We start from the raw sequence: 9,456 nt of genomic DNA, 5'->3' as shown, positions 1-9,456 counted from the left end.
CCCCCCCCCCCCCCCCCCCCCCCCCCCCCCCCCCCCCCCCCCCCCCCCCCCCCCCCCCCCCCCCCCCCCCCCCGGGTCGCCTCGGCGGAGCCGAGGCGAAATCACTTGCCGAGCTTCTCCCACAGATCCGGCCGCCGGTCCCGCGTCAAAGCCTCGCTCTGTGCCCGGCGCCATTCGGCGATCTTCTTGTGATTGCCCGACATCAGCACCTCGGGGATGGCCCGGCCCTGCCAGTCCGCGGGGCGGGTGTATTGCGGATGCTCCAGAAGCCCGTTCGAATGGCTTTCCTCGGTCGCGCTTTCCGCATTGCCCAGGACCCCGTCGCGCAGCCGCACCGTGGCGTCGATCACCACCTGCGCCGCGATTTCGCCGCCGGTCAGCACGAAATCCCCGATCGAGACCTCCTCGACGCCATAGGCTTCCAGCACCCGCTCATCCACCCCCTCGAACCGCCCGCACAGGATCGTCACCCCCTGCGCCGCGGCCAGCCGCCGCGCGTCGGATTGGGTAAAGGGCTTGCCGCGCGGCGACATGTAAAGCACCGGCCAATGCGCGCGGTCCGCGGGCGTGCCCGCCGCCGCATGATCCAGCGCCGCCGCCACCACATCGGCGCGCAAGACCATCCCGGCGCCGCCGCCCGCGGGCGTGTCATCGACATTGCGATGCTTGCCGAGACCAAAGGGCCGCAGATCGATGGTTTCGAGCCGCCACAGCCCGGCGTCCTGCGCCTTGCCGGTCAGGCTCAGCCCCAGAACGCCCGGAAAAGCCTCGGGAAACAGCGTCACGATCTTCGCCGTCCAGACGCCCGCGATCGCATCGACCTCGGCCATCAGATCGCGCGGCGTCACCCTGCCCGAAAGCGCGGTCACCACCTGCCGCCGCCCGTGCGAGCGCGCGGGGGCGGCCTCGGGCGTCTCGGCCTCGATCAGCGCCGCCGTCGTCAGCTTCAGCGCGCCCTTGCGCGGCGGCGGCGGGATGTCTTCCGGATCGCTCATGCCTCGTCCTTTTCGCTTGTTTGCTCAAGGCCAGCCTCGGCCAGAAGCGCCCGTTTCGCCGCGGCCAGCTCCGCCTCGCCCAGGCCTTGCCGGTTCAACTGCAACAGCGCCTCGGTCACCGTGCGCGGCGGCGCGACGTTGCGGCGCATGACCGGCTGGAAGGCCGCGCGCTGCGCGGGCGTCAGGCCCAGAAAATCGAGAAACGGCTGCCCGGCGCCAAAGGGCAGCGCGTCGAAGTCCGCGACATCCTGCGTCACCAGCCCCTCCCCCGCCAGAGCGCGGCGCAGGATATCCAGCTGTTCCGCCTGCGAAACCCGGCTCATGCGGGCGCGGAAGCTTTCCAGATCCTCGATGAAGGGGATCGGCTGATCCTTGCGGACATGATGCGCCCAGAGGCTGTCGACCCAGGCAGCCTGGGCCCGGGTGGAGAGATAGGGCGTCACCTGCACCGGCCAGTCGAAGCGGTCGAACCCCGCGATCAGCGCGCGCAGGATCGCCGCCGCATCGGGATAGGGGGCGGGCGTCAGCCCCCGCGGCATCGGGCCCAGCAGGTTTTCCGACGACATCAGGATCCGTCGTTTCGGCCCCAGTGTCATCGTGCCCAGAAACGCCCGCATCGCCGCGGTGATCGCGGCCAGCGAGGCGTTGTCGCGGTCATAGTGATGCGCAAAGACCGCATGGGCGACCTCGCGGATCCGGCCGGGCAGGACCAGGGCCGCCCGCGGCCAGATCAGCTCGCGGTTTTCATGCAGGAAAAGCTGTGCCGAGGAGGTCCCGGTCTTGTGAAAGCCAAGATGCAGGAAGACCTGCATCAGTCCAGTTCCTCGGGCGGGTCGGCGATGAGGCGCCCCGCGGTCAGATCGACGGTGGGCACCACGGCGCGGGTGAAGGGCAGCATCAGCGTCGTCTTGCGCCCGGGCACATGCACTTCCAGAATGTCGCCCGCGCCGAAATCCAGCACGGCGCGGACCTTGCCGATCAGCACGCCGCCGGTGTCGTGCACCGGCAGGCCGATCAGATCGGCGTGGTAGAATTCGTCATCGGGCAGATGCGGCAGGCGGTCCCGATCCGCCCAGAGCGTCGCGCCTTTCAGCGCATCGGCCTCTTCCTTGGTGGCGATGCCCGAGAGCCGCGCCCCCAGACCGCCGGTGACCGGACGGGTGAGCTTGACGGTGAAGCTGCGGGCGCCGTCCTCGGAATAAAGCGGGCCATAGGCGGCGATATCGGTGGGCTCGGCGCAGAAGCTTTTCAGCCGCACCTCGCCCTTGACGCCGAAGCCGCCGGCGATGGCGCCGACGCAGACACGATCGGTTTTCGACATGATCCCTCCGGAAGACGACAGGCCGGACATCGCTGCCCGGCCCGCGTTGGAACCCGAAACCGGCAGATCGAAGATTATTCTTCGGTCTTGGCGGCTTTGGCGGCCTTTTCTTCGGCGCGTTTCTTGGCTTTCGCGCCCGGCTCGGCCTTTTTCAGGTTGGCGCGCTCGGTTTTCGGCATCGCGCCCGAGGCTTCGAGGAAGCGGGCGACGCGGTCGGTCGGCTGCGCGCCCTGGGCGAGCCAGTATTGCACGCGCTCCATGTTCATCTTGACGCGGTCTTCGCTGTCCTTGGCCAGCAGCGGGTTGTAGGTGCCCAGCTTTTCAAGGAAGCGGCCGTCGCGCGGCATGCGCGAGTCCGAGGCAACGATCGCATAATGCGGACGTTTTTTCGAGCCGCCACGGGCGAGACGGATTTTCATGGCCATGCTATTTCTCCTTCAGATGGCTGTGAGCGGGTCTTGCGGACCCATCATTTCTGGAACGACGTGTGATGCCGGATCACTTCCGAAATCACGAAAGACAGGAATTTGCGGGCGAATTCGGGGTCGAGATCGGCCTCGGTCGCCAGTTGTTGCAGACGGTCGATCTGCTGCGCCTCGCGCGCGGGGTCCGAGGGCGGCAGGTCATGTTCGGCCTTGAGCTTGCCCACCGCCTGCGTGCGCTTGAACCGTTCGGCCAGCGTGAAGACGATGATCGCATCCAGCCGGTCGATCGAGGCGCGGTGTTCGCGCAGCAATTCGGCGGCGCGGGCGGTGGCATCGCTCATGCCAGATCCTCCGGTTTGCGGTGGCGGTAAACCAGCACGGGCTTGTCCTCGACGCGCCGCGCCTCGGGGTCGAGGACGGCGCCCAGACGTTCGGCCAGCCGGATCGAGCGCAGGTTCTCGGGGTCGATGTAGCTGACCGCGGTCGACCATTTCAGCCTGCGGAAGGCATGCTCAAGCGTCGCCTGCGCCGCCTCGGTCATCAGGCCCTTGCCCTCGTGGTCCTCCGACCAGAGCGTCCAGCCGATTTCATATTCCGGCCAGTTGATCGGCGCCCAGGGGCCGGTCATGCCAAGGGCCGCATCGCTGTCATGCGTGGTGACGACGAAGCTGCCCCAGCCGCGCATCACCCAATGGCCGATCACCCCCGACCAGGCCCGCCAGGCCAGGGCCTCGTCGGCCGCGGCGGGGCGGATGAAGCGGCTGCGGTCGGACAGGAAGAAATTCCGCCAGGCAGCGAAATCCCGCCCGCCGGGCGCGCGCAGCACCAGACGCGAGGTCTCGATCACCGGCGTGGGGGAAAGGGCGACCATGTTACTTCTTCTTGCCCATGTTCAGGCCCGCCAGACCCGGCGGCAGTTTCAGCCCGCCCAGCCCCGGCATCGCCCCCGGCAGACCCTTCATCGAGGCCATCGCCTTGGCGGCTTCTTCCATCTTCGCCGGGTCGATCTCGTCCTTGCCGGGCAGGCCGCCGAACTTGCCCTGCATCGCGGCCATCGCCTGTTTCAGCATGCCGCCCTTCATCCCGCCGAGCTTCTTCATCGTGTCGGCCATCTGCCGATGCATCTTCAGAAGCTTGTTCAGATCGGCCACATCGACGCCCGCCCCCGCAGCGATGCGGCGCTTGCGGCTGGCCTGCAGCAGTTCCGGATGGGCGCGTTCCTTTTTCGTCATCGAATTGATCATCGCGACCTGACGGCGGATGGTGCGGTCGTCGAACCCGGCTTCCTCGGCCTGTTTCGCCATCTTGCCCATGCCGGGCATCATGCTCATCACGCCCTGCATGCCGCCCATCTTCTGCATCTGCTCGAGCTGGGATTTCATGTCGTTGAGGTTGAACAGGCCCTTCTGGAACCGGCGCATCATGCGCTCGGCCTGTTCCTTTTCAAAGACTTCCTGCGCCCGTTCGACCAGCGAGACGATGTCGCCCATGCCGAGGATGCGACCGGCGATCCGCGACGCCTCGAAGGTTTCGAGCGCGTCCATCTTTTCGCCAAGGCCGACGAAGCGAATCGGCTTGCCGGTGGTGGCGCGCATCGAAAGCGCCGCCCCGCCGCGGCCGTCGCCGTCCATCCGGGTCAGCACGACGCCGGTGATGCCGATCTTGTCGTCGAATTCCTGCGCCACCTCGACGGCGACCTGACCGGTCAGACCGTCGACGACCAGCAGCGTCTCGCGCGGGGAGACGGCGTCGCGGACCTGCTGCACCTCGCCCATCAGGGTTTCGTCGATATGCAGACGGCCCGCGGTATCGAGCAGGTAGACGTCATAGCCGCCCATCGCGGCCTGGGTCTTCGCGCGTTTGGCGATCTGCAGCGCGGTTTCGCCCGCCACGATCGGCAGCGTGTCGACGCCGATCTGCGTGCCGAGAATCGCCAGCTGCTCCATCGCGGCCGGGCGGTAAATGTCGAGCGACGCCATCAGAACGCGCTTCTTCTCGCGCTCCTTCAGACGGCGGGCGAGTTTCGCCGTGGTGGTGGTCTTGCCGCCGCCCTGCAGGCCGACCATCAGGATCGGCGCGGGCGGGTTGTCGATCTTCAGCGCGTCGGCGGCATCCTCGCCCGACAGCATCGCGACGATCTCGTCATGGACGATCTTGACGACCTGCTGACCCGGCGTGATCGATTTCGTCACCTGCGCGCCGGTGGCCTTGGCCTCGACCTTCTTCACGAAGTCCCGCACCACGGGCAGCGAGACGTCAGCTTCCAGAAGGGCGGTGCGGACTTCGCGCATCGCCACCTTGACGTCCTCGGCCGTCAGCGCGCCCTGTTTCGTCAGCCGCTCGAACACCCCGCCAAGGCGTTCGGAAAGAGACTCGAACATCGTGCCCTCCTGCGCCGCGGTTGCGGCCGATCAACGACAAGCGCACCAGTGGGCGCAACGCGCTGACTGGTGGCGATCCTTGCACCCGCAAGGACCGGAGGAACCGAACCTCCGGGGAATCTGGGGTGCACTACGCGATATGTCCGGGCGAGTCAACGTCAAGCAGGGATCTTGCCTGCCCGCGGCGAAGTGCGTAATTGCATATCCAAACAAAATACACATGCTTCAAGCATATTTGTTCATGGGTGCACAAATGCGCTTCGAGAACTGGGACGAGATCCGGACCGCCTATCAGGTCGCCCGGATGGGAACGGTGTCAGGGGCTGCGGAGGTTCTGGGGGTGCATCACGCCACCGTCATCCGCCATGTCGATGCGCTTGAAACGCGTCTTGGCACGAAACTTTTTCAACGCCATCCGCGGGGATACACGCCGACCGAGGCGGGGCAGCAATTGCTGGCCGTCGGTCAGGCGACCGAGGATCAGTTCGCGCAGCTGGCCGCGCGGATCGCCGGCGCGGGCGAGGAGATGCGGGGCGAGCTGATCATCACCTCGCTGCCCGCGCTGGCCGCGCTGGTGATGCCCGCGATGGCGGAGCTGATGCGGGCGCATCCGGCGCTGGTGCTGCGCTACATCACCGATCCGCGGGTGTTCCGGCTGGAATATGGCGAGGCGCATGTGGCGATCCGGGCGGGGGCACGGCCGACCGAGCCGGACAATGTGGTCAGCCAGCTGGGCGTGAACCGCACCGCGCTTTATGCGGCGCCGGAATATATCGAGCGGCACGGACGGCCGAAGGGGGCGCAGGATCTGGCGGGGCATCGCTTCGTCGGGCCTGACAGCCGCGAAAACCGGGCGCCGTACTTCCGCTGGCTGGCGGGGCAGGTGCCGCCCGAGGCGATGGTGTTCATGGCGAACGAGATGGCCTCGCAGCAGGCGGCGATCGAGGCGGGTCTGGGTCTTGGCTTCCTGCCGGTGCTGCAGGGCCGGGCGATTCCGCGGCTGGTCGAGGTGGTGGCGCCGATGACGGACTGGGACAGCCCGTTCTGGCTGGTGACCCATGTCGATCTGCACCGCACGCCGAAGGTGCAGGCGGCGCTCAAGGCCCTGCGCGCGGCGGCGGTGCGGCTGGACCCGGGGGTCTAAGCGCGGCTCGATCTGACCGAGGCCATTGCCGAGGTCACGCGCAGCATTTGCCCGTTGCCCCCCGGGGGCCCCAAGGCCCTCGGGCAGCGCCCGCCCCGCCCATGGCGGGCGCTTCTCGCCCGCCGGGGCTGGGCGCTGCCCTCTGTTCAGGCATGTGGAAACGGTCCTGTCCCCGCGGTCGCCCCAGCGGGCGGGGAAAAGCAGTGCTTTTCCCGATCCGCCCGTCCGCCGTCTCAGGCGGTCGCGGCCTTTGGCGCGGTCGGATGCGGCTTGATGTATTCGCGCACGGCGGCAAGGGCCCATTGCACCGTCAGACCGCCGAGGATCAGCACGGTATCCTGCCAGAACCCGCCCGGATGCGAGGCCTTCACCGCCTGCGAAAAGATCGCCAGCACGGTGCCAAGCGCAAAGACCTGCAGCCCCTGCTTGCCCATGGTGCGGATCGGCTTCATCACCCGCGAGGCGGCGATCGAGGGCACCAGCCAGGGCAGCGACAGGATATAAGCCACCGCCAGGAAATGCGTCAGCCGCGGGCCGGACACATAGGTCTTGTCGAAATCGACCAGAAACCGCGGCACGTCATATTGCAGGATCGTCCAGATCACATGGCCGAACTGCGCCTGCAGCTCCGGCGATTGCGCCCAGAACGCGCTGAACACCAGCCAGATCGTTGCGGGCACGATCAGCGCCTTCCAGATCGGCACGAAACGCTCGCCCCGGCGCAGGAACAGCCCGGTCAGGATGCCCAGCGAAAACAGCAGCTGCCACGAGAACGGGTTGAAAAACCAGCCGCCGTCAAAGGGATAATTCGGCAGATCAAGCCCGAACCAGCCCGCGAAGGCCCAAAGCCCGATGGTGAAGGCCAAAAGCCCCATCGGTTTTCTTTGTCCCAATCGGATCAGGAACGGCGCCCACAAGAGCAGCACCGCATACATCGGCAGGATGTTCACGTAGCCGAGCTGATGGCCGAGCGTCGCGATGCCGACAAGGAAGGCGAGGGGGGTCTCGGTCAGCGGGCCGAAGGCGTTGTGTTTCAGCATCTCGCCGCCGCCGAACCACAGCGTCGCCCCGGCAGCAATCGCGATCGCCCAGGCCGAGATGAAGATATGCACGAGATACAGAAGCCACGCCCGGCCCCAGCATTTGCGGATGCCGGGCCAGTTCAGCCCGTCCTTGATCTTCGGCCCGTAAGCCAGCGCCGCGGCACAGCCCGACATGAAGACGAAGCCCTCGGCCGCGTCGGACAGACCGTAATTGCGCGAGGTGAAGTTCTCGTAGATCGTCCCCGGCACGTGGTTCATGTAGATCATCACGAGGCTGACGCCCCGGAAGAAATCCAACCGGGGGTCGCGGGCGCCGCTGGCAAGCGGTGCGTGGGGGTGATCAGCCATGATGCGCGGACAACTCTTTCTTTGGTTGTCGCGCGTCTTGTTCCTGTTCGGTCTCGGCGTCAAGTGCCCAACGATTGAGCACTTCGTCATGCAGCTTCACCACCGCCGGTTTCGCATATTCGCTGGGAACCCCCATCAGCCGCGACCGCGAAGGCCGCGAGGACCAGGACAGGATCAGCGGCGCAAAGACCATCGGCAGGCCGACGGGCAAGAGCCACAACAGCAGGCCGGGGGCGAAAAACCACGTCGTCATAAGGCCGACAAGGCCGATGGTGACGATCCAATGCGAGGCGGCGAAGCTGTCCTTGAGGCTCAGCGTGCCGTCGCCGCGGTTGTTGGTGGGCCAGCCGCCATCGCGCCCCATCACCACCTGCAGCACCGAACGGGTCGAATACATCAGCAGCACCGGCGCGGTGATCGAGGACAGCGCCAGTTCCGACAGCGTCGAGGCGAAGCCAAGCACCGCGCCCCCGAAACCTTTTGCCGCACCCGTCAGCGCCATCCGCGTGGCGATCAGCACCTTGGGCAGGAACAGCAGACCGAAGATACCGATGGCAAGGCTGATCGCCTTGGAGGCTTCGGACGGCGGGAAATAGGGAATCGGCCAGTAGGGGGTCGGGAAGTAATCCGGCGGCGGCGCCAGCAGCGGCGCGGCGATCGACGCAAGGATGAAACCGACCCAGAACAAGGGCGCGATATAGGCCATGATGCCTTGCGAAAACACGAAGCGCGACCACAGCCGCAGGCCGGGGGCGCCGATGATCCGGCTGTGCTGCAGGTTGCCCTGACACCAGCGCCGGTCGCGTTTGGCGTGATCGACGATGTTTTCCGGGCCTTCCTCGTAGCTGCCGCCCAGATCGTCATCAAGCCGCACGATCCAGCCCGCACGCGCCAGCAGCGCGGCTTCGACGTAATCATGGCTCATGACGTGCCCGCCGAACGGCGGCTTGCCCTTCAGCGCGGGCAGGCCGCAGCTTTCGGCAAAGGCGCGGGTGCGGACGATGGCATTGTGGCCCCAGAACGGGCCGGTCTCGCCCTGCACCATGGCGAGACCCCGGGCGAAGACGGGCGAGAAGAAGGCGGCGGCGAATTGCATTGCCCGGCCAAAGCGGGACCGCGCGCGGATCACCTTGGGCAGGGTCTGCAACAGGCCCAGACGGGGTTCAGCCTCCATCCGGCGGATCATCTGCAAGATGGTCTCGCCTTCCATCAGACTGTCGGCATCCAGGATCACGGCGTAATCATAGGCCCCGCCCGAGCGGGTGATGAAATCCTCGATATTGCCCGCTTTCTTGCCGGTGTTCAGCTCGCGACGGCGATAGAAGAAGCGGCCGACCGCGTTGCGCTCCGCCACCAGCCGGGCAAAGATCAACTTCTCGCGCGCGGCGATCAGGTCATTGCGGGTGTCGGACAGAACGGCGAAATGCACCGAAGCCGCATCGCCCGTGGCGGCCAGCGAGGCATCCATCGCGGCGATCCGGGCAAAGGTCACCAGCGGATCTTCGTTGTAGACCGGGACGAGAACGACCGTGCGGCCCGCAATCGGCGCTTTCGGATCGTATTTCGGCGGCCGGGCGCGGCTGGGCAGGCCGATCATCGCGACGGTGGCGCCAAGCGCCAGCCATTGCGTCGAAATCAGGATCAGCACCGCGCGCGTCACATCGAGCGCGTCGATCCCGTCGACCGAGCCGAACTGCAGAAACAGGATGAAGGCGCCAATCCCCGCGATCAGGCTGAAGGCGATGGCAAGAAAACGCAGGGCATAGAGCCCTGCGAGCGATGCGAGCGAGCGCGCCATG

Annotated in this window: 10 protein-coding genes; 1 reads left to right on the top strand and 9 read right to left on the bottom strand. The window is 66.9% G+C overall.

Annotated features, from left to right (window positions below; all coding sequences use genetic code 11):
* Window positions 1-101: 101 nt before the first annotated feature.
* The 7 genes from trmD to ffh all read right to left on the bottom strand — a co-directional run bounded on the left by trmD (window position 102) and on the right by ffh (window position 5,122).
* A complete protein-coding gene (trmD, locus tag FBT96_RS11680; protein ID WP_136906839.1) occupies window positions 102-995 on the bottom strand; it encodes a tRNA (guanosine(37)-N1)-methyltransferase TrmD in 894 nt (297 codons plus the stop codon).
* On the bottom strand, window positions 992-1,807 hold the full coding sequence (locus tag FBT96_RS11675; RefSeq protein WP_136906837.1) for a hypothetical protein: 816 nt from the start codon (window positions 1,805-1,807) through the stop codon (window positions 992-994). Before FBT96_RS11675 ends, trmD begins: the two co-directional genes overlap by 4 nt.
* Complete coding sequence (gene rimM, locus FBT96_RS11670) at window positions 1,807-2,316, bottom strand: ribosome maturation factor RimM (RefSeq protein WP_136906835.1); 510 nt, start codon at window positions 2,314-2,316, stop codon at window positions 1,807-1,809. The genes FBT96_RS11675 and rimM overlap by 1 nt, the downstream gene beginning before the upstream one ends.
* A 74-nt stretch (window positions 2,317-2,390) precedes the next feature.
* On the bottom strand, window positions 2,391-2,741 hold the full coding sequence (rpsP, locus tag FBT96_RS11665) for a 30S ribosomal protein S16 (protein WP_136906833.1): 351 nt from the start codon (window positions 2,739-2,741) through the stop codon (window positions 2,391-2,393).
* Between the two features lie 44 nt (window positions 2,742-2,785).
* Window positions 2,786-3,082 carry a chorismate mutase gene (locus FBT96_RS11660; protein WP_136906831.1) on the bottom strand — a complete coding sequence of 99 codons (297 nt, stop codon included), beginning with the start codon at window positions 3,080-3,082 and terminating at the stop codon, window positions 2,786-2,788.
* The gene (locus FBT96_RS11655) at window positions 3,079-3,612 is read right to left on the bottom strand and encodes a GNAT family N-acetyltransferase (RefSeq protein ID WP_136906829.1); all 534 of its coding nucleotides are present in this window, start codon (window positions 3,610-3,612) and stop codon (window positions 3,079-3,081) included. Before FBT96_RS11655 ends, FBT96_RS11660 begins: the two co-directional genes overlap by 4 nt.
* 1 nt (window position 3,613) lies before the next feature.
* On the bottom strand, window positions 3,614-5,122 hold the full coding sequence (ffh, locus tag FBT96_RS11650; protein ID WP_136906827.1) for a signal recognition particle protein: 1,509 nt from the start codon (window positions 5,120-5,122) through the stop codon (window positions 3,614-3,616).
* A 253-nt stretch (window positions 5,123-5,375) separates the two neighbouring features.
* Between ffh and FBT96_RS11645 the strand changes: the two genes are divergently transcribed.
* The gene (locus FBT96_RS11645; protein WP_136906842.1) at window positions 5,376-6,266 is read left to right on the top strand and encodes a LysR family transcriptional regulator; all 891 of its coding nucleotides are present in this window, start codon (window positions 5,376-5,378) and stop codon (window positions 6,264-6,266) included.
* A 233-nt stretch (window positions 6,267-6,499) separates the two neighbouring features.
* On the opposite strand, the gene FBT96_RS11640 is transcribed toward FBT96_RS11645, so the two are convergent.
* Window positions 6,500-7,657, bottom strand: coding sequence for an OpgC family protein (locus FBT96_RS11640; protein ID WP_169583399.1), 1,158 nt, complete (start codon window positions 7,655-7,657; stop codon window positions 6,500-6,502).
* Window positions 7,650-9,455: a glucans biosynthesis glucosyltransferase MdoH gene (gene mdoH / locus FBT96_RS11635; RefSeq protein WP_136906823.1), complete on the bottom strand. Its 1,806-nt coding sequence runs from the start codon at window positions 9,453-9,455 to the stop codon at window positions 7,650-7,652. The genes FBT96_RS11640 and mdoH overlap by 8 nt, the downstream gene beginning before the upstream one ends.
* Between the last annotated feature and the right edge of the window lies 1 nt (window position 9,456).

Origin of the sequence: Rhodobacter capsulatus, assembly GCF_005144475.1 — a bacterium.
In the GTDB taxonomy this organism is placed as follows: Bacteria; Pseudomonadota; Alphaproteobacteria; order Rhodobacterales; family Rhodobacteraceae; genus Rhodobacter; species Rhodobacter capsulatus_C.
The sequence above is the reverse complement of the archived record's forward strand: the minus strand, read 5'-3'. Positions and strand labels throughout refer to the sequence as shown.

What these genes read in the sequence shown, in the direction of transcription:
- FBT96_RS11675 (WP_136906837.1), bottom strand. Translation starts at nt 1,807, where the DNA reads ATGCAGGTCTTCCTGCATCTTGGCTTTCACAAGACCGGGACCTCCTCG.
- FBT96_RS11655 (WP_136906829.1), bottom strand. Translation starts at nt 3,612, where the DNA reads ATGGTCGCCCTTTCCCCCACGCCGGTGATCGAGACCTCGCGTCTGGTG.
- rpsP (WP_136906833.1), bottom strand. Translation starts at nt 2,741, where the DNA reads ATGGCCATGAAAATCCGTCTCGCCCGTGGCGGCTCGAAAAAACGTCCG.
- FBT96_RS11660 (WP_136906831.1), bottom strand. Translation starts at nt 3,082, where the DNA reads ATGAGCGATGCCACCGCCCGCGCCGCCGAATTGCTGCGCGAACACCGC.
- ffh (WP_136906827.1), bottom strand. Translation starts at nt 5,122, where the DNA reads ATGTTCGAGTCTCTTTCCGAACGCCTTGGCGGGGTGTTCGAGCGGCTG.
- mdoH (WP_136906823.1), bottom strand. Translation starts at nt 9,455, where the DNA reads ATGGCGCGCTCGCTCGCATCGCTCGCAGGGCTCTATGCCCTGCGTTTT.
- rimM (WP_136906835.1), bottom strand. Translation starts at nt 2,316, where the DNA reads ATGTCGAAAACCGATCGTGTCTGCGTCGGCGCCATCGCCGGCGGCTTC.
- trmD (WP_136906839.1), bottom strand. Translation starts at nt 995, where the DNA reads ATGAGCGATCCGGAAGACATCCCGCCGCCGCCGCGCAAGGGCGCGCTG.
- FBT96_RS11640 (WP_169583399.1), bottom strand. Translation starts at nt 7,657, where the DNA reads ATGGCTGATCACCCCCACGCACCGCTTGCCAGCGGCGCCCGCGACCCC.
- FBT96_RS11645 (WP_136906842.1), top strand. Translation starts at nt 5,376, where the DNA reads ATGCGCTTCGAGAACTGGGACGAGATCCGGACCGCCTATCAGGTCGCC.